Source organism: Microbacterium sp. NPDC090014 (genome assembly GCF_044748285.1).
Lineage (GTDB): Bacteria > Actinomycetota > Actinomycetes > Actinomycetales > Microbacteriaceae > Microbacterium.
Window position 1 is genome coordinate 2,320,684 of record NZ_JBIVFS010000001.1, and the last position, 23,330, is coordinate 2,344,013.

General features: G+C 68.3%; 21 protein-coding genes. 1 reads left to right on the forward strand and 20 read right to left on the reverse strand.

Annotated elements, in window-relative coordinates; genetic code table 11:
* Positions 1-48 precede the first annotated feature (48 nt).
* The 16 genes from ACIPV5_RS11030 to ACIPV5_RS11105 all read right to left on the reverse strand — a co-directional run bounded on the left by ACIPV5_RS11030 (position 49) and on the right by ACIPV5_RS11105 (position 17,976).
* A complete protein-coding gene (locus tag ACIPV5_RS11030; RefSeq protein ID WP_150115069.1) occupies positions 49-582 on the reverse strand; it encodes a hypothetical protein in 534 nt (177 codons plus the stop codon).
* Between the two features lie 52 nt (positions 583-634).
* Positions 635-2,212: a Rieske 2Fe-2S domain-containing protein gene (locus ACIPV5_RS11035; protein WP_187249660.1), complete on the reverse strand. Its 1,578-nt coding sequence runs from the start codon at positions 2,210-2,212 to the stop codon at positions 635-637.
* A 75-nt stretch (positions 2,213-2,287) separates the two neighbouring features.
* On the reverse strand, positions 2,288-5,587 hold the full coding sequence (locus ACIPV5_RS11040; RefSeq protein ID WP_400341029.1) for an SNF2-related protein: 3,300 nt from the start codon (positions 5,585-5,587) through the stop codon (positions 2,288-2,290).
* Between the two features lie 56 nt (positions 5,588-5,643).
* Complete coding sequence (gene nusB / locus ACIPV5_RS11045) at positions 5,644-6,054, reverse strand: transcription antitermination factor NusB (RefSeq protein ID WP_053096135.1); 411 nt, start codon at positions 6,052-6,054, stop codon at positions 5,644-5,646.
* A 3-nt stretch (positions 6,055-6,057) separates the two neighbouring features.
* Entirely contained in the window at positions 6,058-6,618 is a 561-nt protein-coding gene (efp, locus tag ACIPV5_RS11050) for an elongation factor P (protein ID WP_053096137.1), read from the reverse strand.
* Positions 6,619-6,693: 75 nt separating this feature from the next.
* The gene (gene aroQ, locus ACIPV5_RS11055) at positions 6,694-7,131 is read right to left on the reverse strand and encodes a type II 3-dehydroquinate dehydratase (RefSeq protein WP_056278775.1); all 438 of its coding nucleotides are present in this window, start codon (positions 7,129-7,131) and stop codon (positions 6,694-6,696) included.
* Entirely contained in the window at positions 7,128-8,216 is a 1,089-nt protein-coding gene (aroB, locus tag ACIPV5_RS11060) for a 3-dehydroquinate synthase (protein WP_072591293.1), read from the reverse strand. The genes aroQ and aroB overlap by 4 nt, the downstream gene beginning before the upstream one ends.
* Positions 8,213-8,731: a shikimate kinase gene (locus tag ACIPV5_RS11065; RefSeq protein ID WP_363520671.1), complete on the reverse strand. Its 519-nt coding sequence runs from the start codon at positions 8,729-8,731 to the stop codon at positions 8,213-8,215. The genes aroB and ACIPV5_RS11065 overlap by 4 nt, the downstream gene beginning before the upstream one ends.
* The gene (aroC, locus tag ACIPV5_RS11070) at positions 8,715-9,944 is read right to left on the reverse strand and encodes a chorismate synthase (RefSeq protein WP_056278778.1); all 1,230 of its coding nucleotides are present in this window, start codon (positions 9,942-9,944) and stop codon (positions 8,715-8,717) included. The genes ACIPV5_RS11065 and aroC overlap by 17 nt, the downstream gene beginning before the upstream one ends.
* A gap of 54 nt (positions 9,945-9,998) precedes the next feature.
* Entirely contained in the window at positions 9,999-10,811 is an 813-nt protein-coding gene (locus tag ACIPV5_RS11075; RefSeq protein ID WP_230100789.1) for a shikimate dehydrogenase, read from the reverse strand.
* On the reverse strand, positions 10,808-12,346 hold the full coding sequence (mltG, locus tag ACIPV5_RS11080) for an endolytic transglycosylase MltG (RefSeq protein ID WP_372983527.1): 1,539 nt from the start codon (positions 12,344-12,346) through the stop codon (positions 10,808-10,810). The genes ACIPV5_RS11075 and mltG overlap by 4 nt, the downstream gene beginning before the upstream one ends.
* The gene (gene ruvX / locus ACIPV5_RS11085; RefSeq protein ID WP_400341030.1) at positions 12,346-12,822 is read right to left on the reverse strand and encodes a Holliday junction resolvase RuvX; all 477 of its coding nucleotides are present in this window, start codon (positions 12,820-12,822) and stop codon (positions 12,346-12,348) included. The genes mltG and ruvX overlap by 1 nt, the downstream gene beginning before the upstream one ends.
* Positions 12,819-15,479, reverse strand: a complete 2,661-nt coding sequence (gene alaS, locus ACIPV5_RS11090) for an alanine--tRNA ligase (protein WP_053096153.1) — start codon at positions 15,477-15,479, stop codon at positions 12,819-12,821. The genes ruvX and alaS overlap by 4 nt, the downstream gene beginning before the upstream one ends.
* Before the next feature lie 79 nt (positions 15,480-15,558).
* Complete coding sequence (locus ACIPV5_RS11095; RefSeq protein ID WP_053096155.1) at positions 15,559-15,747, reverse strand: hypothetical protein; 189 nt, start codon at positions 15,745-15,747, stop codon at positions 15,559-15,561.
* A gap of 106 nt (positions 15,748-15,853) precedes the next feature.
* Positions 15,854-16,483, reverse strand: coding sequence for a 30S ribosomal protein S4 (gene rpsD / locus ACIPV5_RS11100; RefSeq protein WP_052677824.1), 630 nt, complete (start codon positions 16,481-16,483; stop codon positions 15,854-15,856).
* Positions 16,484-16,644: 161 nt separating this feature from the next.
* Positions 16,645-17,976: a replication-associated recombination protein A gene (locus ACIPV5_RS11105; protein ID WP_082297813.1), complete on the reverse strand. Its 1,332-nt coding sequence runs from the start codon at positions 17,974-17,976 to the stop codon at positions 16,645-16,647.
* A gap of 112 nt (positions 17,977-18,088) precedes the next feature.
* Between ACIPV5_RS11105 and ACIPV5_RS11110 the strand changes: the two genes are divergently transcribed.
* On the forward strand, positions 18,089-18,385 hold the full coding sequence (locus ACIPV5_RS11110) for a hypothetical protein (RefSeq protein ID WP_053096157.1): 297 nt from the start codon (positions 18,089-18,091) through the stop codon (positions 18,383-18,385).
* Between the two features lie 65 nt (positions 18,386-18,450).
* Here ACIPV5_RS11110 and ACIPV5_RS11115 read toward each other — a convergent pair whose 3' ends face one another.
* From ACIPV5_RS11115 to nirB, 4 genes are read right to left on the reverse strand one after another with little or no spacing between them, the layout of a single operon-like run.
* Positions 18,451-19,578, reverse strand: a complete 1,128-nt coding sequence (locus tag ACIPV5_RS11115) for a uroporphyrinogen-III synthase (protein WP_053096159.1) — start codon at positions 19,576-19,578, stop codon at positions 18,451-18,453.
* Positions 19,575-20,342 (reverse strand): uroporphyrinogen-III C-methyltransferase, encoded by a 768-nt coding sequence (gene cobA, locus ACIPV5_RS11120; protein WP_400341031.1) that lies wholly within the window; start codon positions 20,340-20,342, stop codon positions 19,575-19,577. Before cobA ends, ACIPV5_RS11115 begins: the two co-directional genes overlap by 4 nt.
* Positions 20,339-20,707 (reverse strand): nitrite reductase small subunit NirD, encoded by a 369-nt coding sequence (gene nirD / locus ACIPV5_RS11125; RefSeq protein ID WP_400341032.1) that lies wholly within the window; start codon positions 20,705-20,707, stop codon positions 20,339-20,341. The genes cobA and nirD overlap by 4 nt, the downstream gene beginning before the upstream one ends.
* Positions 20,704-23,283: a nitrite reductase large subunit NirB gene (gene nirB, locus ACIPV5_RS11130; RefSeq protein ID WP_400341033.1), complete on the reverse strand. Its 2,580-nt coding sequence runs from the start codon at positions 23,281-23,283 to the stop codon at positions 20,704-20,706. Before nirB ends, nirD begins: the two co-directional genes overlap by 4 nt.
* Between the last annotated feature and the right edge of the window lie 47 nt (positions 23,284-23,330).

Genomic DNA, 23,330 nt, shown 5'->3' on the forward strand with positions numbered 1-23,330 from the left:
TCACAGGACGGTGTTAAAGGTTGCTTGATGGCACCAGTCTAGCGTGCGTCAGTGCCAGCCCAGGACCTCTCGGACGACCGCCTGCGAGACGGGGGAACCGTCATCCGGGACTCCGGCGAGCGACTCGTGCGAGAGCATCGCGCCTTCCAGGCCCGCTGCCGCGGTGATCTGCTCGAGGGCGTCGCGCACGCGAGGAGCCGCGGCTCTCGAGTAGGGCGGCGCACCGCGACGCGAGGTGTGGGGAAAGACGATCAGCTCCGACACGAGGGGTCCGACGGGACGGGACGCGACGACGACCAGCGTCGGCGACAGCACACGCTGGAACGCCCGGGGGACGGGGAACGGGAGTTCGTCGATCACGAGCCCGAGCAGTGCGCGCCTCTTCGACTTCTCCTCGTCCCCGATCTCCAGCGCGACGGCCGTCCACTCGGATCCGCGGCCTCTCAGCTTCTCGTCGAAGCCATCGTGCCGTTGCTCGAAACCGGCGTCCTCGAGGAATTCCACGGCCACCCGGATCAGCCGTTCCGGCGTGGAGCGGGTGATCCATCGAGCCCCGCGGAGAGGCCCCGTGAACATCGGCATCGGCGTTCGAGCGTCGCGCCCCGATCCGTGCGGGTGCGAGGAACGAACCACGTCAGCTGGCCTCGCGAAGCACTGCGTCGGTGACCTCGTCGATCTTCGTGGAGCGGATCGGGTGGCCGCTCGTCGACAGGCAGCGGCCTGTGTTGAGGTCCCACTTCCAGTCGTGCATGCTGCAGGTCAGGATGCCGTCGTCGTCGACTTTTCCGGTCTTGGTCAGGTCGGCGCGCAGGTGGGGGCAGCGACGCTGCACGACCCAGTCGCCGATCTCGGCATCCTCGGTCTGGTCCGTCTGCTCCTGATACCAGTTCTCGACGTACTCGATGCGATCGACCGAGAGGCACTTGAGGAACGTCGTGAGGAACTCGTTGAACTTTCCGCTGCGCCCCACCTCGAACTGCATCGAGAGGAAGATCGAGTTCGACCAGTCGATCTCGTGGTCGCGGATGTTCGTCGAGACGAGGTCGGCGGGGATCGTGTACCAGTAGATGCACTCCTCGCCCGCGTACTCGCGAACCTTCGCGCGGGGGAAGTCCACGACCATGTCGAGGTCGCCGATCCTGAAGCGCACGCATCCCCCGACTCCGAGTCGGATCGTGCGCGACTTCTTCAGCAGCGGCTCCCACCAGGTCTTCAGCTCCTCGAGCATCTCGGCGGCGGGCATGACCTCGGCGCGCGACGCCTCCTCGTCACGGATCTCCCGCTGTCGGGAGGCGCGCTGCTCCTCGAGGTAGTCCCACTTCTCGTCGAAGATGTGGGCGAGCTCGGCCTCGGTATAGAGCGACTGCTCGGTGGACACGGAGCCGCTCTCGACGGTGACCACCGTGCCCGGCACGAACAGATGTCCGTCGTACTGGGGCGAGAGCTCCTTCATGTGGGCCAGGAACTGCTTCTGGTCGGTGAAGATCGATTCGCCGTTGCGCCCGACGCCGTTGAAATCGAAGAGCTCGTCGCGCAGGAACATCGGCGGACCGGCCATCGGGAAGACGTGAGGCGCGTCCACCTTGTCGATGTAGTACATCGCCCGCTTGTTCTGCGCGTCGCGCTTGAGCTTCGCGAAGTTCTGCTTCGCATCCAGCGGCAGGTCATAGACCATGGGCCACCAGATCGCACCCGAGACCTGAGTGAAGTACGCGTCGGGCTTGCCGAAGTGCAGCAGCGTGTCGAGATCGAGCGGGTGCGAGTCGTTCTGGTTGAGCACCGAGCCGGTGCCGTCGTCGACGCTCAGCGACGAGTCTCCGATGGGTCCGTCGCTCGGAGCGCGCAGCGGAGTGATCATGATCTTCAGATCGCCGCGCTCGATGATCTCGCCGGCCGGGGCGTAGGTGATGTTCGTGTAGCCCAGCGCCCTGATGTCCTGCTCGAGGTCATCGATCGGGTACTCGGGCAGCAGCACCTCGATGTCCTTGCGGATGTAGCGCTCGAGGAGCCGCGGATCGAAGTGGTCGCGGTGCCGGTGCGAGATGTACAGGAAGTCCGCTTCGCGTCCGAAACGCTCCCAGTCGAGCCCGCGGTTGTCGGGGAACGGGAACCACGAGCCGAAGAACGAGGGCCCGAGAACCGGGTCGCAGATGATGTTCCCGCCGACCGTCTCGATGAACATCCCGGCGTGGCCGAGTCCCGTGATCCGCATGCATTCCTCCTGAAGTGAACCGTTCGATTCTACCGACGGGGTCCTGGGCGGACGCGGTGACCCGGCCGGGAGAAATCACGCGCCGTCGAACAGACCCTTGATGTCGTCTGCGGTGAGGGACTGCGCGAACAGCTCGTCGTCGTCCATCACCGCGGTGAAGAGCCTGGCCTTGCGGCGCTGCAGCTCGAGCACCTTCTCCTCGATCGTGCCGGTCGAGATCATCCGGTAGACGAACACCTGATTGGTCTGACCGATGCGGTGCGTGCGGTCGATCGCCTGCTCCTCGGCCGCGGGATTCCACCACGGATCGAGGAGGAACACGTAGTCGGCTTCCGTCAGCGTGAGTCCGAACCCACCCGCCTTCAAGCTAATGAGGAAGACCGGCTGCTCCCCCGACTTGAAGCCGTCGATCACCTGCTCTCTGCGGCGCGTCGAGCCGTCGAGATGCGCATACGGGATGCCGGCGGCCTCGAGCCGGGCAGCCGCGAGGTCGAGGAACGACGTGAACTGGCTGAAGACCAGAGCACGGTGCCCTTCGGCCTGCAGTTCGGCGACGCGCTCGAGCAGTGTGTCGAGCTTGCTCGACCCGATCTCGGCGTCGGCCTCGTCGACCAGCGCGGGAGCGAGACTCAGCATGCGCAGCAGGGTGAGCGAGCGGAACACGATGAAGCGATTGCGATCGAGGTCGTCGATCAGCCCCAGGACCTTCTGCCGTTCGCGCTGCAGCACGACGTCGTAGAGGGCCCTGTGCGCCGGACTCAGCTCGACCTCGAGCAGTTGCTCCTGCTTCGCCGGCAGGTCGGGAGCGACGAGCTCCTTGGTACGTCGCAGCATCAGGGGTCTCACTCGACGACGCAGCTGAGCGAGGCGCCGCGCGCGGTACTCGCCGCCCTCCTCGTTCTCGGGCACCTTGCCCTTCTCGATCGGCTGGATGTAGCGGTCCTTGAACTTCCGAGCCGAGGGGAACAGGCCGGGGGCGGCGAGCTTGAGCAGCGACCACAGCTCGGAGAGGCTGTTCTCCATCGGGGTTCCCGTGACCGCGTACGTGACGTCGGCATGGAATGTCGAGATGGCGCGGTGGAGCCGCGTCTTTGGGTTCTTGACGAACTGGGCCTCATCGAGGATCAGTCCGGCCCACTCGATCTCGCGGAACTCCTCTTCGTCGAGTCGGGCGACCGTGTACGAGCTGACGACGAGATCGCTCGACCGGGCCGCCGCCCTCAGGACGTCGGCCCGTTTCCCGCTCGTGCTGTCGACGATGGAGACACGAAGCCCGGGAGTGAATCGGGCCGCCTCCGACCGCCAGGTGCTCAGGACAGACGTGGGGGCCAGCACCAGGAACGGTCTCGTCTCGCCGGCATCCCGCGTGTGCTGGACGAACGTGAGGAGCTGCAGGGTCTTGCCCAGACCCATGTCGTCGGCGAGGATCCCGCCCAGTCGGTGACGCCACAGGAAGACGAGCCAGTCGAAGCCGGCCTTCTGATAAGGGCGGAGATCGGCCTGCACTCCCGCAGGAACGGGCGTCGGCGGAACCCCCGTGGCCTGACGGAGCCCGTCGGCCGTGGCGCGCCAGCTGACAGCCGGCTGGGCCTCGTCGGCGAGGTCTTCGAACTCCTCCCACAGATCGGTCTGGTAGCGACTGATGCGCGGACCGGTCTCCCACTCGTCGAGCTCGCCCGCCTCCTCGATGAGATCACGCAGACGATCCAGCGACGGGTGGTTGAGCGAGAAGTAGCCGCCGTCGGAGAGGAGCAGCTTCTTGCGCCCCCTGCTCAGCGCCGTGAACAGCGGTCCGAACGGGATGAGTCGACCGTCGATCGTCACGAGGATGCCGAGATCGAACCAGTCCGAGTCGGTCGATTCGACGGTCGTGACTTTGACCTCAGGATCCCCCGTCAGCTCGCGATACGCCTTGCGTTCTCCGTGGGACTCGACGCGGACGCCCACAGCCTCGAGCGCGGGAACGCCTTCCGCGATGAACGCCGCCGCATCGATGTCGTGGAACGAACCGCTCGGGCGGAAGCTCGTCGTGCGGAACTCCTGCCATGCCGCCTCGATCGCCGCGCGTCTGGTCGTCTCGCTCTCGGCATCTCGCACCGCTGCGTCATTCCACGCGAACGGCACTCGGCCGAACGGACCGTACGACCACTCGAATGCGTAGCTGACGACGTCGCCGCGCTCGTAGCTGACCGTGAGCACCGCCTCCGGTTCGGGCACGTCGGGAAGCGCGACCTCCCCGACCGTGCGCACGGTGCTGCGCCGGGCCAGAAGCGGATAGGCGTCGGCGATGAACGCCTGCTCGTCGTCGGCCGGCACGAGGATAGGGTCGGAGGCCGCGAGCAGGGCACGTGTCTGCTCGCTCAACGACACTTCGGCGAGCACGATCTCGATCCGCGCACCCACGAGGCTCGCCGCGTAGACACCCGTACGACCGATCGGATGCACCTCGCGGGCGGGAATCACTCGATCGTCGATGCGCACGTCGGCGGCGACCTCCAGAGCACCCTCCTCGGTGCGACTGATCTTCGCGGAGACGTCGGCCGCGGATGCGATCCGCACCGAGGCGCTCTTCTGACTGGGAACGAGAGGGATTCCGACGTCGGTGGCCGATCGGAGGTGCCTCCACAGCAGCGGCGACTCGACCTGGTCGAGGACGAGCCACTCGCCGGCATTGCCGGAGAGCAGCGAGTCCCGCGAGATGCTGAGGAGATCCCCGAACCAGCGGTTCTGGTCGCGACCGAACTGCGAGGCGTCGCGACGGACCGCATCCCATCCTGCGCCGCCCTGGATCCATGCACCGGTCTGCGCGCTGCGCATCATCGGGCGGATCGCCAGAAGCAGCTCACCGCTCGGGCGGGCGAGATCGCGCGCGGTCGCCGCCCGGACGGGGCGCGGCCCCCAGTGGTTCTCACTCCGAGACTCACGGTGACGCAGTTCGATGCCGAGAGCGAGGCGCTGCGGGTGCTGCGACACCGCAGGGTCGAGCAGGGTCCGCCACGACGCCACTGCGGCGGTGCGCGGTGCGGCGGGCTTCTGCTCCGCGTCGGGCTGCCGCTGGAGAGCCGCGGCCTGCTGCGAGTACTCGTGCACATTGGACGCGAGCAGCGTGGCGACCACGTGCTTGCAGCCGCTCCGCACCGGGCAGGTGCAGCGGGTCGTCCGAACCCGTCTCGTCCCGTTGGACGAGAGGAAGACGATCTCGGTCACATACTGGGCGTCCGAGCTGCCGCGCACATGGCCCTCGAGTTCGAGCAGATCCTCGTGCCACACCACGTCGAGCACATTGCCCTCGCGGAAGTACGCGAGACCGCGCTGGTAGCCCCCGACATCGGTGATCTGCATGAGGTCGCGAAGATCGACGTGCGGCGCGGGCATGGCCCCATCCTTCCCGCGGCCTCCGACATCTCGGAGACCGCGTCCCGAGTCGTCGCTCAGGCCGCGCGAGAGACGCGTGCGAGCACGCCGTGCACGAACGCGCCCGAATCGTCGGTGGAGAACTCCTTGGCGAGCTCGACCGCCTCATCGATGGCGACAGCGGTCGGCACCGCGTCATTGAACAGGATCTCCCAGACGCCGATGCGCAGCAGCGCGCGATCGACCGCGGGCATGCGCTCGATCCTCCAATCGCGGCTGTGGGTGGTGATCTGCTCGTCGATCTCGTCGTGGTGGTCGATGATGCCGTCCACCACCTCACGGGCGTAGAGCCAGGAGGCCTCGCGAGCGGGTTCGCTCGCGGCGCGCTTGGCCTCTGCGGCCAGGGTCACCGCGATCTCGTCTCCGCGGACGTCGGCGGAGAACAGGATGTCGAGTGCGCGCTTGCGCGCTTTCGTACGGGCGCTCACGCCTTACTTCTCGCGACCGAGGTAGTCGCCGGTGCGCGTGTCGACCTTGACCTTGGTGCCGGTCTCGACGAAGAGCGGCACCTGGATCTCGTAGCCCGTCTCGAGCGTGGCCGGCTTCGTTCCCGCCGACGAGCGGTCGCCCTGCACACCGGGCTCGCTGTAGGTGATCTCGAGGATCACGGACGCGGGGAGATCGATGTACAGCGGGTTGCCGTTGTTGAGCGCGATCGTGACCTGCTGGTTCTCGAGCAGGAAGTTCTTCGCGTCGCCGACGGTCGCAGCGGGGACCGTGATCTGGTCGTAGTCCGTCTGGTCCATGAACACGTACCCGTCACCATCGGTGTAGAGGTAGGTGAAGTCGCGACGGTCGACGTTCTCGATCTCGACCTTGGCGCCGGCGTTGAACGTCTTGTCGACGACCTTTCCGGTCATGACGTTCTTCAGCTTGGTGCGCACGAAGGCGCCACCCTTGCCGGGCTTGACGTGCTGGAACTCGACGACGCTCCAGAGCTGCCGCTCGATGCTCAGGACGACGCCGTTCTTGATGTCTGCGGTAGATGCCATGCGCTGGACTTTCCGTTTCTCGAGTCTGGGGGCCGCTCGCGTCCGGTCTGGACTGGGGTGGGCCGAGAGTCGATTCTACGGGATCAGCGCTGCGAGCTGCCGCACAGCGCTCGCGTAGCCGTCGACACCCTCGCCGATGACCCGCACCGCAGCGACATCGTGCAGGTACGAGTGGTGCCGGAACTCCTCACGTGCGTACACGTCGGAGATGTGCACCTCGGCGAACGGCAGCGCGACTCCCGTGAGCGCATCGCGCAGCGACACGCTCGTGTGCGTGAGCCCGCCCGGATTGATGATGATCGCCGCGCAGTCCGCGCGCGCGGCATGGATCGCGTCGATCAGCACACCCTCGTGATTGCTCTGCACAGCGCGGATCTCGAAGCCCTCGGCTGCGGCCGCCTCAGCGGTGAGTCGCTCCACATCGGCGAGCGTCGCCGTGCCGTAGACCTCGGGCTCGCGACTGCCGAGCAGGTTGAGGTTCGGCCCGTTCACGAGCAGGATGCGGCGGGTCATTCGCCGATCTCCTGGTAGGCGGCGAAGAGCAGCGACTCATCGGGTGCCTGCAGCACGGTGGGCTTCGCGATGTCGTCGAGGAGGATGAAGCGCAGCATGCCGCCGCGGCTCTTCTTGTCGCGCTGCATCGTCGCCAGCAGCTGCGGCCACGCACCGGCACGGTAGCCGGTCGGAAGGCCCAGCGACTCGAGGATCGTGCGGTGGCGCTCCGCTGCGGAGTCCGACAGTCGCCCCGCGAGTCGCGACAGCTCGGCGGCGTACAGCATGCCGATCGAGATCGCCGCGCCGTGCCGCCAGCGGTAGCGCTCGGCATGCTCGATGGCGTGGCCGAGCGTATGGCCGTAGTTGAGGATCTCGCGCTGCCCCGCCTCGCGGAAGTCGTCCGAGACGACCTGGGCCTTCATGTCGATCGCGAGCTCGACCGCACGCCGGAACTCCGGTGTGGTCGAGTCGACGGCGCGCACCGGATCGGCTTCGATGATGTCGAGGATCTCCGGTGCCCAGATGAACCCCGCCTTCACCACCTCGGCGAATCCGGCGGTCGCCTCGTTCGGGCTGAGGCTCGCCAGCTCGTCGAGATCGCCGATCACCGCACGGGGAGCCCAGAACGCTCCGACGAGGTTCTTGCCCTCAGCGGTGTTGATCCCCGTCTTGCCGCCCACGGAGGCATCGACGAGGCCGAGCACGGTGGTGGGCACCTGCACGAGCTGCACGCCGCGAAGCCAGGTCGCCGCGACGAATCCGGCGAGGTCGGTCACGGCGCCTCCGCCGTATCCGACGACCGCGTCCGAGCGCGTGAAGTCGGCCTGCCCCATGACCTGCCAGCAGAAGGCGGCGACCTCGATGCGCTTGCCCTGCTCGGCATCCGGCACCTCGGCGAGCAGGACCTCCCGCGGACCGTTCTCGACATCGGCGAGCAGCCTGTCACGAAGCTCTGCCGCACGCGCGGCCAGGGTCGGCGGGTGGACGACCAGCACCTTGCGGACTCCGGGATCGAGTGCCGCGGACACCTGATCGAGGATCCCCCGCCCGATGGCGATGTCGTAGGGGTTCTCGCCCGTCACGCTGATGGTTGTCGTAGTCATCCCAGTTCTCTCCTCCACGCCGCGATGTCGTCGGCGATGCGCTGCATGGGGCGCCGCGACGTGTCGAACGTCACGGATGCCACCTCGTCATACCAGTCTCGACGTTCTTCGAAGATCTGCGTCCATCGCCCGACAGGGTCGTCGCCCGCGAGCAGCGGCCGGCCGCCGCTCTGTATGCGGTCAGCCACCGCTGCGGGGGTGACCGTCAGGAAGACGACCGGGTGGTCGAGCAGCAGCCTCCTGGTCGCAGGGTCGGTCACCGCTCCCCCGCCCAGCGAGATCACGCCGCCCGCACGCAGCGCCTCTGCGACCTCGGCGCGTTCGAGCGCGCGGAAATGCGACTCCCCGTGCTCCTCGAAGATCAGGGGGATCGGGCCGTGCACCGCGACCACCCGTTTGTCCGTGTCGACGAACGGGACGCCGAGCTTGCGCGCGACACGACGACCGACGCTGGTCTTGCCCGCCGCCATCGGGCCGACGAGCACCAGCGACAGCGGGTCAGCCGCGCTCGTCATGCGCGATGAGCGCCGCCTCGGACGCAGGCGTCGTCCGCAGCTCGGCCGGGATCGCAGCGAGGTAGGCGTCGAGGTTGCGGCGCGTCTCGCCGATGCTGTCGCCGCCGAACTTCTCGAGCACGGCGTTGGCGAGCTCGACGGCGACCATGGCCTCGGCCACGACGCCTGCCGCAGGCACGGCGCACACGTCGGATCGCTGATGGTGCGCCGTGGCATCCTCGCCGGACGCGATGTCGATCGTGCGCAGCGCGTGCGGCACGGTGGCGATCGGCTTCATGCCTGCACGGACGCGCAACACCGTGCCCGTCGACATCCCGCCCTCGGTGCCTCCGGCGCGGTCGGAGCCGCGCGAGATGCCGTCTGCCGTCGCGAACAGCTCGTCGTGAGCCGCGGATCCGCGTCGTCGTGTGGTCTCGAAGCCGTCGCCGACCTCCACGCCCTTGATGGCCTGGATGCTCATGAGAGCCTGCGCCAGCCGCGCGTCCAGACGGCGATCCCAGTGGACGTGTGAGCCGAGTCCGGGCGGAAGACCGTAGGCGAGCACCTCGACGATCCCGCCGAGCGTGTCGCCGTCCTTCTTCGCGTCATCGACCTCGGCCACCATCAGGGCGGAGGTCGACGCGTCGAAGCAGCGCAGCGGATCGGCGTCCAGCCGGTCCACGTCGTCCGGGGTCGGCAGCGCGGCGCCGTCGGGCACGCGCACCGGTCCGATCGAGAGGGTGTGGCTGACGAGACGGATGCCCAGCTCGCCGAGGAACGAGCGCGCGATGGCGCCGAGCGCCACCCTGGCCGCCGTCTCTCGGGCGCTGGCACGTTCGAGGATGGGTCGAGCCTCGTCGAAGTCGTACTTCTGCATGCCGACGAGATCGGCGTGTCCCGGCCGCGGGCGGGTCAGCGGTGCGCTCCGGCCACGCGACCTGTCTGTCAGCTCGACCGGCTCCGGGTTCATGACCTCGATCCACTTCGGCCACTCCGTGTTGCCGATGCGAAGAGCGATCGGGCTTCCGAGCGTCTTGCCGTGGCGGACGCCGCCCGAGATCGTCAGCTCGTCCTGCTCGAACTTCATGCGGGAACCTCGACCGTAGCCGAGTTTGCGTCGTGCGAGATCGGCCTGGATCGCCTCGGAGGACACCGGGACGCCCGAAGGCAGACCCTCCATGACGGCAATGAGTTCTGGGCCGTGCGATTCGCCGGCCGTGAGCACGCGGAGCATTGGTCTAGTCTCCCACGCGTTTCGCCTCGGATCGTGCCGCGTGACGGCCGGTGACTACAGGGCGGCTTCCATCGCGGCGACCACGACCTCCTCCGAGGGGAGCGGAACGCTCTGGTCTCCGTGCAGGAAGATGCGGATCTGGCGCACCGCCTGACGCAGCAGCATCGCCTCCCCGGAGACGGCCCGCCCCCCGCGCCACACCGATGCGAGCGCCGACGGCCAGGGTGAGTACGCGACGTCGAACAGCGCGCCCCCGCTCTCGCTGAGGCGCGCTGACGTCGCCTCGTCCAGCACGGAGCCTCCGGGGAGCGTCGCGACGGTGAGCCCGACATCGTCGGCGTCGGCATCGAACGTCGAGGTCGTGATCGAGACGCCGAGTCTCCGTCCGAGAGCCACCAGTCCGGCTGCCCGTTCGGGACGGCGCGCCCTCACATCGACAGTGCGGGCCCCGGCCTCGACGCACGCGACCAGAGCCGAGGATGCCGTGGCGCCGGCGCCGAGGATGCGGACATCACCGATTCCCCGAAGGTCCTGCTCGCCCAGGGCGTCGAGGATCCCGCCGACATCGGTGTTGAAGCCGCGGATGCCGTCGGTGAGCAGCAGCGTGTTCACTGCTCCGGTGAGGTCGGCATAGCGGTCGTGCGTGACCGACGCGCTGTGCGCCTTCTCCTTCAGCGGCATCGTGAGCGAGAGCCCCCGCCACGAATCGTCCAGAGTGGCCAGAGCCGTGTCGAACGCCACGTCGTCGACCTGGCGACGCGTGTACTCCCAATCGAGGCCCAGCGCACGGTAGGCGGCCGCGTGCAGCTGCGGAGACTTGGAGTGCGCGATCGGGTCGCCCCAGACTGCGAGCCGCGGGGAGCTCATCCGGCCGAGCAACCCCCGTCGGGGTTCTCCTGACACCACTGCTCCCACTTCTCGACTCCCTGCAGGTGCTCCTCGTAGGTGACCGAGAACTGGGTCTCTCCGGTGGCGAGGTTCGTCGTCACGAAGTAGAGCCAGGGGCCGTCTGCGGGGTGCATCGCCGCGTCGATCGCAGCGAAGCTCGGGCTCGCGATCGGCGTGACCGGCAGGCCGGTGTGCACGTAGGTGTTCCAAGGATTGTCGTCCTCGAGCGCCTCCGCCGAACTCGACACGACGCCCTCGTGCAGCGAACCGTAGCCGTACTGCGCCGTCGAGTCCATCTGCAGCTTCATGTCGATGTCGAGGCGGTTCTCGATCACACGAGACACCTTCGGGAAGTCTGCGGTGAGGCCCTCACGTTGGATGATCGAGGCGATCGTGAGCACGCGTTGAGCGTCCTCCGCCGGCACCCCGGCCTCTGTCAGCGATTCCTTCGTGCGGTCGACCATCCGCTGGATGACCTGGGTGGCGGTGACTCCCGGATCGAACGTGTAGACGGCCGGGAACAGCCACCCCTCGAGGCTCTGCGCGGTCACGCCGTAGGTCGCAGGGTCGGCGTCGACCGCCGCCTGGAGCTCCTCGATGGGCATGCCGAGCGATTCGGCCATGTCGGGCAGGGAGGATTCGATGGTCGCGCCCTCGCCCACGCTCGCAGAGTTCTCGCGTTTGTTGGCGGGGTCCTGCAGCGCCTCGAGCGCCGCCTCGGCTGTCATCTTCTCCTTCAGGCTGTAGATGCCCGGATAGAAGGTGACCGCGACGTTCTCGGTGACCAGGTAGTCGTAGAAGACGTCCTCCGTGCGCGTGACGCCCGCTTCGTAGAGCGCGGTGGACACGGGAGCGCCGGTGTCGCCCTCATGGATGGTGACGAGCACCTCGCCGGATGCGAGCCCGGGCTCCCAGTCCTTGGGGTCGCCCCATCCGAGCGCCTCGCTGACCTTGTCGCCGTAGGTGCCCCACGCCCAGAATCCCGCGCCGACGATGCCGCCGATCACGGCGAGGACGATGACGAGCGCCACCAGGCAGCCCGTGCGGCGCTTCTTCTTCGCGGGCGCTGGGTGGCCGGCATCGTGTTCCGGATGCGCGTGGAAGAGGTCTTCGAGGCGTCCGCCTGCTGCCGCGCTCCCCGACGCGGCGCCCACCGCGGCGCCGGCAGATGCTTCCGACCCCGAGCCGGATTCGGCTCGGTCCGCGGCCGCCTCGCCGACGGAGGACTCGCTTTCGGAAAGTCGGGCGGCAACGGGCTCGTCCGCGGACAGTGCGGGCATCGCGCTGGTCGACGCATCGTCCGACGACGAGCGGTCCGCGGGGGCGGCGGCTGGCCCGGCCGGAGCCCCGGGCTGCGCAGCCGCGGCTTCACGCGCCGCCCGGCGCGACCCTGGAGCGGGCGGGGTGTTGTCGACCGTCGGGATCTGCGGCGACGGGTCGGGAAGGTTCTCGAACAGATCGCCCAGACGGGCATCCGGATCGTGCTGAGGCGAAGCGCTCTCGCGTTCGGGCATTATCGGGGGGACTCCTCGTCGAGCGGAATCGTGGCACCGGGCGGGTTTCCGGTGCTCTTCTCCGTGTCGATCGCCTGCTGCAGCAGGATCACCGCGGCGATCTGATCCACAATGCTACGAGACTTCTTCTGTGTTCTGCCCGAAGAACGCAGAGCGGCGTGTGCGGTGACGGTGCTGAGGCGCTCGTCGACGAGCCGGACGGGAGTGCCCGTGTGCGCCTGCAGAGCCGCGGCGAACTCGCGAGCGTCGGTCGTCGACGCGGTGTCGGCGCCCTGCAGATTGACCGGCAGCCCGACCACGAACTCGAGCACGTCGAAGTCTTCGGCGATCGCGGCGATCCTGTCGATCGACGTGTCGTTGCGCTGCACGGTCTCGACCGGCACCGCGAGCATGCCGTCCGGATCGCAGCGGGCGACGCCGACCCGGGCACGCCCGACATCGACACCGAGCCGCACGCCGCGGCGGAAGCCGCTCACGCTGACTGCAGCTCCTGCGACACGGCCTCGAGCGCTGCCTGCAGGGCGGCGACATCCGTGCCACCACCCTGAGCGACGTCGTCACGACCTCCGCCGCCGCCGCCGAGTACGGAGGCGGCGCGCTTCGCGAGGGCACCGGCCTTCGCTCCGGCGGTGCGTGCGGCATCGTTCGTCGCGACGACCACCACCGGGCGTCCGTTCACGACAGCGCCGAGAGCGACGACGGCGGGGTCGGAACCGAGACGGTCGCGGACGCCGAGGACGAGCTCGCGCACATCGTCGGCCGACGCCACCTCACCGAGCGACTGCGCGGCCACACGGAACGCGCCGACGCGGTTCGCGGCATCGGCGATGGCCGGGACACGGCCCGCGCGCTCCTTGGACTCGAACTGGGCGATGCGCTTCTCGGCCGCCTTGAGGTTGGCGGAGAGATCCGCGATGCGCTCGGCGAGCTGGTCGCGAGGGGTCTTGAGCGAGGTGGTCAGCTGCGACACGAGCGCTCGTTCTGCAGCGAGCTCGCGGAACGCGTCCTGGCCGACCAGGGCCTCGATGCGGCGGTTCGACGCGCCGACCGACGACTCGCCGACGACGCTGACGAGGCCGATCTCGGCACTCGTGGTGACGTGCGTGCCCGCGCAGAGTTCGCGCGACCACGGACCGCCGATGTCGACCATCCGCACGACGTCGCCGTACTTCTCGCCGAAGAGCGCCATAGCACCGGCCTCCTTCGCCTCGTCGAGCGTCACGATGCGAGTCGTGACCTCGAGGGCGTCGTTGACCGCGCGGTTGGTGATCTCCTCGATCTCGGTGCGCGTGTCGGCCGAGAGAGCCTGAGACCACGAGAAGTCGAAACGCATGTACCCGGCACGGTTGAGCGAACCGGCCTGCGTGGCGGTCGGTCCGAGCGTGTCACGCAGCGCCGCATGCACGAGGTGCGTCGCCGAGTGCGCCTGCCTGGCGGCGCGTCGGTTGGCGGCGTCGACGACCGTGGTCGCGGGGTCGTCCACGGCTACAGCCCCGCGAGTGACCTCGACCGTGTGGCTGATCAGACCGGGCACCGGACGCTGCACATCGAGCACCTCGAGCTCGTAGCCCGGCCCGACGATGACGCCCTTGTCGGCGACCTGACCGCCGGACTCGGCGTAGAGAGTCGTCTCGGCGAGCACGACCTCGGCAATCTGTCCCTCTGAGGCGGTGCGGGCCGGCTGTCCGTCGACCAGGATGCCGAGGATGCGCGAGTCGACCTCCAGCTCGGAGTAGCCGTCGAAGCCCGTCTCGCCCAGCGCACGGAGATCGCGGTACACCGAGACGTCCGCGAGCTGACGCTTGCGATTGCGTGCGTCAGCTTTGGCGCGCGAGCGCTGCTCCTGCATCAGGGTGTCGAACGCCTCACGGTCGACCGCGAGACCGGCTTCCTCAGCGACCTCGAGCGTGAGATCAATCGGGAAGCCGTACGTGTCGTGCAGCAGGAACGCCTCGGAGCCGCTCAGTGCCGCCCCGCCGCCCTTCTTCGTCTCGTCCAGCGCGAGATCGAGGATCGTCGACCCCTGCGCCAGAGTGCGCCGGAAGGTCTCCTCCTCGGCGAAGGCGGAGGCCGAGAGAGTCGACCATTCCTTCTCGAGCACCGGGTATGCCGACTTCATGGCATCACGGGACGTGGCGAAGAGCTCGGGGAAGACCGGCTCGTCGACGCCGAGCAGACGCATCGAGCGCACCGTGCGCCGCATGAGGCGGCGGAGGATGTATCCGCGGCCCTCATTGGACGGGCGGACACCGTCGGACAGCAGCATGAGGGACGAGCGCACGTGGTCGGCCACGACACGGAAGCGCACGTCGTCTTCGTGGACGGCACCGTAACGGCGGCCGGAGAGCTCGACCGCGCGATCGAGGACCGGGCGCACCTGATCCGTCTCGTACATGTTCTCGACGCCCTGCTTGAGGAACGCGACGCGCTCGAGTCCCATGCCGGTGTCGATGTTCTTCTGGGGCAGCTCGCCCACGATGTCGAACTCGGTCTTGCCGCGGATGTTGTCGATGAAGTCCTGCATGAACACGAGGTTCCAGATCTCGAGGAACCGCGAGTCGTCGGCCGCGGGGCCGCCGTCCTTGCCGTACGCGGGACCTCGGTCGAAGAAGATCTCGCTGTCGGGGCCACCGGGACCGGGCTGACCGGTGTTCCAGTAGTTGTCCGCACGCCCCAGACGCTGGATGCGCTCCGGCTTCAGGCCGATGATGTCGCGCCAGATGGCCTCAGCCTCGTCGTCGGTCTCGTAGACGGTGACCCAGAGGTCCTTCTCGTCGAAACCGAGGCCGCCGTCTGCCTCCGAGCTCGTCAGCAGCTCCCACGCGTAGCGGATCGCGCCCTCTTTGAAGTAGTCGCCGAAGGACCAGTTGCCCATCATCTGGAAGAAGGTGCCGTGACGCGCGGTCTTCCCGACTTCTTCGATGTCGTTGGTGCGGATGCACTTCTGCAGGTCCGCGATGCGCGGGTGCGGTGCGGGCACGACTCCGGTGAGGTACGGGATCATCGGCACCATTCCGGCGACCGTGAACAGCAGCGACGGATCGTCGCTGACCAGAGAGGCCGAGGGGACGATGACGTGGTCGTTCTTCTCGAAGAAGTCGAGATAGCGCTGCGCGATCTCCGCAGTTTTCATAGGGGTGCCAGGTGTCCTTGCGTACAGGGTGTGGAAGGGCGGGACGATGATGCGGCAGCGGCCGGGAGACCGCGCGCGATCAGTCGTCCGCGGGGTCTACGAGTCGCGCCTGCTGCTCGCGGTACGAGTCGCCGATGATGCCGGTGAACTCGTTGAAGCGAGCGTCGACCTCGGCGAGGATGTCGTGACCGCGCGGGTCCTTGTTCATGAAATGCGCAGCGACGAATCCGCCGATCACACCGATCAGGAACCACAGCACGTTCTTCATGTCGTCATCCTTGCCTCTGACCCGCGAAGGCGCGGTGTCACCATCGTATGCGCAAACGACAGAAGGCGTCGGGTGACCCCGACGCCTTCTGCGGAAAAGCTGGAACTCAGCGAGCTGCGTAGTACTCGACGACGAGTTGCACTTCACAGGTCACGGGGACCTCGGCGCGCTTCGGGCGACGAACCAGGCGAGCCTGGAGCTTGTCGAGCTCGACCTCGAGGTAGCCGGGAACGGGAGGCAGGACCTCGGCGTGACCGCCGGCCGCTGCGACCTGGAAGGGCTCGGTGCCCTCGCTCTTGGCCTTGACGTGGATGAGCTGACCCGGCTTCACGCGGAAGGACGGGCGGTCGACGAGCTGGCCGTCGACGAGGATGTGACGGTGCACGACGAGCTGACGAGCCTGCGCGGTGGTGCGGGCGAAGCCCGAACGCACGACGAGGGCGTCGAGACGCATCTCGAGCAGCTCGACCAGGTTCTCACCGGTCAGGCCGTCCTGACGGCGAGCCTCGTTGAACGTGTTGCGCATCTGCTTCTCGCGGATGCCGTACTGCTCGCGCAGACGCTGCTTCTCACGCAGACGGACGGCGTAGTCGCTGTCTGCCTTGCGCTTGGTGCGGCCGTGCTCACCCGGAGCGTAGGGACGCTTCTCGAGGTAGCGGGCGGCCTTCGGGGTGAGCGGGATGCCGAGGGCACGGCTCAGACGTACCTTGCGGCGGTCCTGGGACTTCGTGGTCACGAAGTGTTCCTTCCGATGACGTGGTCGCGTCTTTCACGACTCACGGACGTATCGTCCGCGTTCTGCCTTGGAGCGCACGCCGGGGCGCCAGCAAGGTGTGGTGTGAACGAGGAGATGCCCGAAAACACGGTTTCGAGCCGGTCAAGTCTAACAGATTCGCGTCAGCGCCCGTCGAGGATGCGTCTGATCCGCTCGAGGCGAGCCGAGATGTCGCGCTCGGCACCCAGGTTCTTGGGTTCGTAGTACCGCTTTCCGCGCAGTTCGTCAGGGAGGTACTGCTGCGGCAGGATGCCGAACTCGCTGTCGTGCGGGTAGACGTATCCCCGGCCGTGACCGAGCCGCTTCGCGCCCGGATAGTGCGCGTCTCGCAGATGCAGCGGGACGCGTCCGAACCCCCCGGAGCGGATGTCGGCGATCGCCTGGTCGATTCCCACGTACGCCGCATTCGACTTGGCTGTCGTGGCCAGATAGACGGTCGCTTCGGCGAGCGGGATCCGCCCCTCCGGCATTCCGATGAACGCGACGGCGTCCGCGGCCGCGACCGCGATGGAGAGCGCCTGCGGGTCGGCGAGGCCCACGTCCTCGGAGGCCGAGATGACCAGGCGCCGAGCGATGAAGCGAGGGTCCTCCCCCGCCTCGATCATCCGCGCGAGATAGTGCAGGGCCGCATCGGGGTCGGATCCTCGGATCGACTTGATGAACGCGCTGATGACGTCGTAGTGCTCGTCTCCCTGACGGTCGTATCGCAGCAGCGCCTTGTCGACGGCCTGAGCGACGTCGTCCGCCGTCGCGGCGGGCACCGCGCCTTCTTCCCCCTTCGACAGGGCTACGGCCGCTGCCGCCTCGAGTCCGGTGAGTGCACGCCGCGCATCGCCGGACGCCAGCCGGATCAGCGCCGCGCGCGCGTCGTCGGCCAGGGTGACCGCGCCATTGAGTCCGCGCGCATCGGTCACCGCCCGATCGACCAGGAGCCCGATGTCGTCATCCGTCAGCGGCTGGAGCGTGAGGAGCAGCGATCGCGACATCAACGGCGAGATCACCGAGAACGAGGGATTCTCGGTGGTCGCCGCGATCAGCAGCACCCAGCCGTTCTCGACGCCCGGGAGCAGGGCGTCCTGCTGCGCCTTGGTGAACCGATGGATCTCATCGAGGAAGAGGATCGTCGTCTGGCCATAGAGGTCGCGCTGGGTGATCGCCTCCTGCATGACCTCGCGCACGTCCTTCACGCCGGCGGTGATCGCGGAGAGCTCGACGAACCGGCGGCCCGATGAGCGTGCGATCGCCTGCGCCAGAGTGGTCTTGCCGGTGCCGGGCGGACCCCACAGGATGATCGAGACGGCACCCGGGGATGTCGCGGCAGGGTCGGCGAGTGCGACGATCGGGGAACCCGCGCGCAGCAGGTGCTTCTGACCGGCGACCTCATCGAGCGACACGGGGCGCATTCGCACGGCGAGAGGCGTCTGCCCGGAGAGCAGTGCGGAGGCGGAGGTCATCCGTCCAGGCTAACGCGGGGCACCGACACTTCGGGTGGGAACGGCGTGACGCGATCTCGACGGTAGGCTCTCAGGCGACGTTGCACATTCACGTCCAGTAAGGGAGCACGCAATGGCCGGACGCGGGAAGAGCACGCAGCAGTCGCGCACCGAGGTGGAGCGCGCACGTCTGCACACCGCCCGCAAGACGTGGCATGAGGGTCAGATCCGGCGTCGCACCCGCGACAACACGATCGCCGTCGTCGCCGGAGTGCTCATCGTCGCCGGAGCCGTGGTGAGCCAGGTCGTTCACGCGCAGGTGAATCCCCCGGCCCCCTCGCCTTCGCCTACCGTCGAGCCGACGGAGGCGCCCGTGCCGACAGACCCCGCGACGCCGGAGCCTGCACCCACTGAGGCCCCCGCCGGATAGACCACGGTCCCTGTGGGTGGCGGACACGGGCGTTCACTGCCCGCACTCCCCCGCGCGCACCTCGCTCAGTACTCGGTGACCGCCAGGCGGTAGCCGCGTTTCACCACCGTGTGCACGAGTTCGTTGCCGCCGAGAGCCTCCCGCAGCCGTGCGACGGCCACCTCGACCGCATGTCCGTTGCGCTCGGCGCCGGGGAGCACGCCCCCGAGCTCGGCGCGCGAGAGCACACGCCCGCCCGCAGAGGCGAGCGCCTCGATCAAGGCGGCAGCCGACCGCGAGAGCGGGATGAACACGCCGTCCACGAGGACTCCGCCGCTGCGTACCTCGACCAGACCCGCGTCGGTCGGGAGTGACGGTGCCCTCCCGCCGCCGAAATGCGCGATGACCGTTCGAGCGAGGGATCCGAGTCGCCCCCGGTCGGCGATCGTGGTGCGGAGGTTCGCGCCGTGCAGCGGCGCGGCCGTGATCGGGCCCACGCACGCCAGGAGGAGGCGGCCCGACTCCGCGCGTCTCCTGATGCGCTCGAGCGCGCCGGACTCCTCTGCCACCGCGATCCACGACGCCGCTCCCGGGGCCGAGGTGAACAGTACGGCGTCCGCCTCGCCGGCCGCCGCCTGCAATGCCGAACGCCGCACCACCTCAGGATCCGGCGGCGGCCCCCACCGGTAGACCGTGATGCTCAGCACCTCGGCTCCGGCATCCGCCAGCAACTCGTCGAGGCCGTCCGATCCGGCGCCATGATGCTGCACGAGGATCCGCTTGCCCGCGACCCCGGAGGCGAGGAGGTACTCGCCGACCTCGGCCGACGTCTCGGATTCGGCGACCCAGTCAGCCGTGAAACCCGCCTGCTGGATCGCGCCGTGCGCCTTGGGTCCCCGTGCGACGAAGTGCGCGCCCTGCAGTGCCGCGTCGAGCTGTCCGTCGAGGCCGTGCTCGTGCGCGGCATCCATCCATCCGCGAAACCCGACGCCCGTGGTGACGATCACGATGTCCGGAGGAGCGGCGATCACCTGCTCGGTGCGGGCGAGAAGCTGCGCGTCGTCGGAGTTGGTGACGATGCTCAGCGCCGGCGCGCGATGGACCACCGCACCGCGACGCTCGAGGGCTGTCGCCAGGTCGATCGAGCGGCGGTCTGCGGCGACGATGATCGTGCATCCGGCCAGCGCCGAGTCGAGCGTGCGCGCGGTCGTCATGTGGCGCTCTCCGCGATCATCGCCCTCGTCGGCAGCAGCAGTCCCGCGCGAGCCACCTCGCCGATCACGATGACGGACGGGTTCACGACCTGCGCAGCGGCCGCGTCCTGCGCCGCCGTCGCCAGGGTGCTGCGGATGGTCCGCTGTCGTTCGGTGTGACCGTTCTCGACGATCGCCACAGGGATGTCGCCGGACACCCCGTGCGACGCGGCCGAGGCTGCGAGGCGAGGCAGCGAGGCCACGCCCATCAGGACGACGGTGGTGACCGTCGGATCGGACAGAGATGCGAGCGCACTCGGGGTGAGGTCGCCGTGCCCGTTGATGATGTGCACCGCTGACGCGACGCCGCGATGGGTCACCGGGATCCCCGCGGCCTGAGGCACCGAGATCGCGCTGCTCACGCCCGGGGTCACACTGACCGGCACACCGGCGGCCTCACACGCGAGAACCTCTTCTCCCCCGCGACCGAGCACGAAGGGATCGCCGCCTTTCAGCCGCACCACGCGGTGGCCGGCGAGGGCGCGTTCGACGAGGAGGGCATCGATCTCGTGCTGAGGGACGGGGTGGTGACCCGGTCGTTTGCCGACATCGATGACCTCGACGTGCAACGGGAGCTCGTTCCGGAGCTCCGCGAACGGACCGAGGCGATCGGCGACCACCACGTCGGCCGCCATCAGCAGGCGATAGGCGCGCACCGTCATGAGGTCGGCGGGACCCGGCCCACCGCCGACGAGGTCGACCCTGCCCACACGCGTCCGCCTCATGATCCGACGCTCTCCGGCATCCGGACGTACACGACGCCGTCGTCGATCGCGACCGGCCACACCCGCAGTGCTGCGGGGGGCTTGCCGTGGGTCTCGATGCACTCACCGGTGCGGAGATCGAAGATCTGCTTGTGGAGTGGGGATGCGACCGTGGGGACATCCCCACGACTTCCCACGATCCCGCGGGAGATGACATTGGCTCCGCTGAACGGGTCGAGATTGTCGACTGCGAGCACGGTGCCGTCCGAGAGGAGGAACAGCGCCACCTGCTGTCCGTCCAAGAGAGCGGCTCGTCCTCGTTCGACCTCGAGGTCCTCGAGCGTGCATACCCGCACATGCGTGGTGGAGTCCGTCGCGACGGTCATCGGCGCACCTCCAGAGCGGTTCCGGCGATCAGGACGCCTCCGGCGCGACGCTCCTCCGGCGACGCCGGGCGGATCTGCCCGCGCTCAGAGACATAGGCGAGTGACGGATCCGCCGTATCGGCCGCGTTGACGAACGACCGGAACCGTTCGAGCTTCACGGGGTCAGCGAGGGTGGCCGCCCATTCGTCCTCGTAGCGATCGACGTGCTGCGCCATCGAGGCATCGAGGTCGGCGCAGATGCCCAGGCTGTCGTCGAAGATCACACTCCGCAGCCCGTCGAGTCCGCCCTCGAGCTCCTCGCACCAGGGAGCCGTGCGCTGCAGACGATCGGCGGTGCGGATGTAGTACATGAAGAAGCGGTCGATGGCCCTGATGAGACCCTCGTCGTCGAGGTCCGACGCGAGCAGCTGCGCGTGCCGCGGCGTGAAGCCGCCGTTGCCGCCGACATACATGTTCCACCCCGTCTCGGTGGCGATGACTCCCACGTCCTTGCTCCGCGCCTCCGCGCATTCACGAGCGCAGCCCGAGACGCCGAGCTTGAGCTTGTGGGGAGCACGGAGCCCCCGATAGCGCAGTTCGAGCTTGACGGCCATGCCGACCGCGTCGAGGACGCCATAGCGGCACCACGTCGACCCGACGCACGACTTCACCGTGCGCAGCGACTTGCCGTACGCCTGCCCCGACTCGAAGCCCGCGTCGACCAGACGCTGCCAGATCGCCGGAAGCTGTTCGAGCCGCGCTCCGAACATGTCGATCCGCTGCCCGCCGGTGATCTTCGTGTACAGCGCGAAGTCCTTCGCGATCTGCCCGATCGCGATCAGTCCCTCCGGGGTGACCTCGCCACCGGCCATCCTCGGGACGACGGAGTACGTGCCGTCCTTCTGCATGTTGGCCATCACGTGGTCGTTCGTGTCCTGCAGCGTGGCGTTCTCGCCGTCGAGCACGTGCGCGCCCACGAGCACCGAGAGAATGCTGGCGATCGCCGGCTTGCAGATGTCGCACCCTCGGCCGCGCCCGAAGCGCTCGACGATGCCACTGAACGTCGTGAGCTGAGCCACCCGTACCGCGTCGAAGAGCTGGCGGCGCGAGAGATCGAAGTGCTCACAGAGGGCATGCGACACGGTCTGGCCGAGCTTGGTGAGCTCCTGCCCCACGACCTTCTTCACCATCAGCACGCAGGATCCGCAGGTCGCCCCGGCCTTCGTGCAGCCCTTCACCGCGGCGGCGTCCGTGCACCCCTCGTCGTGCACCGCCCGGCGGATGCGCCCGGCGGTCACATTCGAGCACGAGCAGACCACGGCCTCATCCGGCAGCTCGCCACCAGGAGCCTCGTTCCCGCCTTCCGGCAGCAGGTAGGCGGCCGGGTCGGCGCCGAGCTTCGCGCCGACGAGGGGACGCAGCGCTCCGTAGGCCGCCGCATCGCCGACGAGGATCCCACCGAGCAGCGTCTGAGCGTCATCCGACAGCACGAGCTTCTTATAGACACCGGCCACAGGATCCGCATAGACGACGTCGAGCGCATGGGGAGTCGTGGCCATCGCATCGCCGAAGCTCGCGACATCGACGCCCGAGAGCTTCAGCTTGGAGGAGTCGTCGTAGCCGGGGAACGCCGCATCGCCTCCGAGCAGGCGCGTCGCCGCCACCTCTGCCATGGCGTATCCGGGAGCCACCAGTCCGACGCAGCGACCGTCGAAGTTCGCGACCTCGCCGATCGCCAGGATGTGGGGGTCGGACGTCGAGCACCGATCGTCGATGATCACACCGCCGCGGGGGTCCACCTGCATCTCCGCATTGCGCGCCAGCTCGTCCCGGGGACGCACGCCGACGGTGAAGACCACGACGTCCGCCCGTTCGATCGATCCGTCCTGGAACTCGAGAGCCGTGACCGCGCCGGAGTCATCCGGGTCCAGCCGAGTCGTCCTCGATCCGGTGCGCACCGAGATGCCACGCGCTTCGAGCAGACGCTTGAGCATCCCTCCACCCGCTGAGTCGAGCTGAGCGGACATCAGGCGATCGGAGTACTGCACGACGGTGGCGTCGACATCCATTCCCTGCAGAGCACCGGCGGCCTCGAGCCCGAGGAGCCCTCCGCCGATCACCGCGCCGCGCAGCGGACGACCGAGCATGCGTCCTCGCCGCTCGACGAAGTCCTTGAGGCCCTGGACGTCGTCGAGTGTGCGATAGACGAAGCAGCCGGGCAGGTCCGCACCGTCCACGGCGACCTTCGCGGCGTAGGAGCCGGTCGCGAGCACCAGGGTGTCGTACGGGATGCTCGTGCGCGACCTCGTCGTGACGGTGCGGGCCGAGCGATCGATCCGCAGCACTCTGTCGTCGGCGAGGAATCGCACGCGGAAGTCGTCGAACACCGAGCGATCGAGTTCGAGCTCCTCGGGAGTCGCCCCCGAGAAGAACCCGGTGAGTCCGACCCGATCGTACGGTCGACGGGCCTCGTCTCCGATCACCGTCACATGCATCGGCGTCTCGGCTCGGCTGATCAGGCTCTCCACGAATCGATGCGCGACCATCCCTGCACCGACCACCACGATCTCCTGGGGTGTGAGGAGGACCTCGCTCATGTTGCTCCAATCGCCGGGGGACGTCGTGATGGCGACGATAGGAGCCT

What these genes read in the sequence shown, in the direction of transcription:
- ACIPV5_RS11030 (WP_150115069.1), bottom strand. Translation starts at nt 582, where the DNA reads ATGCCGATGTTCACGGGGCCTCTCCGCGGGGCTCGATGGATCACCCGC.
- ACIPV5_RS11035 (WP_187249660.1), bottom strand. Translation starts at nt 2,212, where the DNA reads ATGCGGATCACGGGACTCGGCCACGCCGGGATGTTCATCGAGACGGTC.
- ACIPV5_RS11040 (WP_400341029.1), bottom strand. Translation starts at nt 5,587, where the DNA reads ATGCCCGCGCCGCACGTCGATCTTCGCGACCTCATGCAGATCACCGAT.
- efp (WP_053096137.1), bottom strand. Translation starts at nt 6,618, where the DNA reads ATGGCATCTACCGCAGACATCAAGAACGGCGTCGTCCTGAGCATCGAG.
- aroQ (WP_056278775.1), bottom strand. Translation starts at nt 7,131, where the DNA reads ATGACCCGCCGCATCCTGCTCGTGAACGGGCCGAACCTCAACCTGCTC.
- aroB (WP_072591293.1), bottom strand. Translation starts at nt 8,216, where the DNA reads ATGACTACGACAACCATCAGCGTGACGGGCGAGAACCCCTACGACATC.
- ACIPV5_RS11065 (WP_363520671.1), bottom strand. Translation starts at nt 8,731, where the DNA reads ATGACGAGCGCGGCTGACCCGCTGTCGCTGGTGCTCGTCGGCCCGATG.
- aroC (WP_056278778.1), bottom strand. Translation starts at nt 9,944, where the DNA reads ATGCTCCGCGTGCTCACGGCCGGCGAATCGCACGGCCCAGAACTCATT.
- ACIPV5_RS11075 (WP_230100789.1), bottom strand. Translation starts at nt 10,811, where the DNA reads ATGAGCTCCCCGCGGCTCGCAGTCTGGGGCGACCCGATCGCGCACTCC.
- mltG (WP_372983527.1), bottom strand. Translation starts at nt 12,346, where the DNA reads ATGCCCGAACGCGAGAGCGCTTCGCCTCAGCACGATCCGGATGCCCGT.
- alaS (WP_053096153.1), bottom strand. Translation starts at nt 15,479, where the DNA reads ATGAAAACTGCGGAGATCGCGCAGCGCTATCTCGACTTCTTCGAGAAG.
- ACIPV5_RS11095 (WP_053096155.1), bottom strand. Translation starts at nt 15,747, where the DNA reads ATGAAGAACGTGCTGTGGTTCCTGATCGGTGTGATCGGCGGATTCGTC.
- ACIPV5_RS11105 (WP_082297813.1), bottom strand. Translation starts at nt 17,976, where the DNA reads ATGACCTCCGCCTCCGCACTGCTCTCCGGGCAGACGCCTCTCGCCGTG.
- ACIPV5_RS11110 (WP_053096157.1), top strand. Translation starts at nt 18,089, where the DNA reads ATGGCCGGACGCGGGAAGAGCACGCAGCAGTCGCGCACCGAGGTGGAG.
- ACIPV5_RS11115 (WP_053096159.1), bottom strand. Translation starts at nt 19,578, where the DNA reads ATGACGACCGCGCGCACGCTCGACTCGGCGCTGGCCGGATGCACGATC.
- cobA (WP_400341031.1), bottom strand. Translation starts at nt 20,342, where the DNA reads ATGAGGCGGACGCGTGTGGGCAGGGTCGACCTCGTCGGCGGTGGGCCG.
- nirD (WP_400341032.1), bottom strand. Translation starts at nt 20,707, where the DNA reads ATGACCGTCGCGACGGACTCCACCACGCATGTGCGGGTATGCACGCTC.
- nirB (WP_400341033.1), bottom strand. Translation starts at nt 23,283, where the DNA reads ATGAGCGAGGTCCTCCTCACACCCCAGGAGATCGTGGTGGTCGGTGCA.